The sequence below is a fragment of the Alcanivorax nanhaiticus genome (assembly GCF_000756665.1).
GTDB classification, from domain to species: Bacteria; Pseudomonadota; Gammaproteobacteria; order Pseudomonadales; family Alcanivoracaceae; genus Alcanivorax; species Alcanivorax nanhaiticus.
In genome coordinates this window covers 1-617 of record NZ_ARXV01000035.1, presented here as the reverse complement: position 1 = coordinate 617, position 617 = coordinate 1, and the positions used below count along the sequence as shown (strand labels likewise).

At 52.4% G+C, this 617-nt stretch carries 1 rRNA gene; it reads right to left on the bottom strand.

Features of this window, described 5'->3' with window-relative positions:
* Positions 1 to 455, bottom strand: a 16S ribosomal RNA gene (locus tag Y5S_RS19005); the annotation flags it as partial.
* Positions 456 to 617 lie beyond the last annotated feature (162 nt).

Here is a 617-nt window from a genome sequence, read left to right as displayed (position 1 = left end):
AAGCCTTCCTCCCTACTGAAAGTGCTTTACAACCCTAAGGCCTTCTTCACACACGCGGCATGGCTGGATCAGGGTTGCCCCCATTGTCCAAGATTCCCCACTGCTGCCTCCCGTAGGAGTCTGGGCCGTGTCTCAGTCCCAGTGTGGCTGATCATCCTCTCAGACCAGCTACGGATCGTCGCCTTGGTAGGCCTTTACCCTACCAACTAGCTAATCCGACGCGAGCTCATCCATCTGCACAAGGCCCGAAGGTCCCCTGCTTTCCCCCGTAGGGATTATGCGGTATTAGCTCGAGTTTCCCCGAGTTATCCCCCACAAATGGGCAGATTCTCACGCGTTACTCACCCGTCCGCCGCTCGACGCCTGGTAGCAAGCTACCATCGTTTCCGCTCGACTTGCATGTGTTAGGCCTGCCGCCAGCGTTCAATCTGAGCCATGATCAAACTCTTCAGTTAAGAAAAGCGTTTAAAGTGGCCTTCCGAAGAAGGAGCACTTAATACATGCTCAGTTCATCATCTGAATTAACAAAAACTTGTTGACTCGTTCAGAACTGAAATCTCTTAAAGACTTCGTCCCGAACAGGTCCCACACGTTTGCTTGCCTGATTGTTAAAGAGC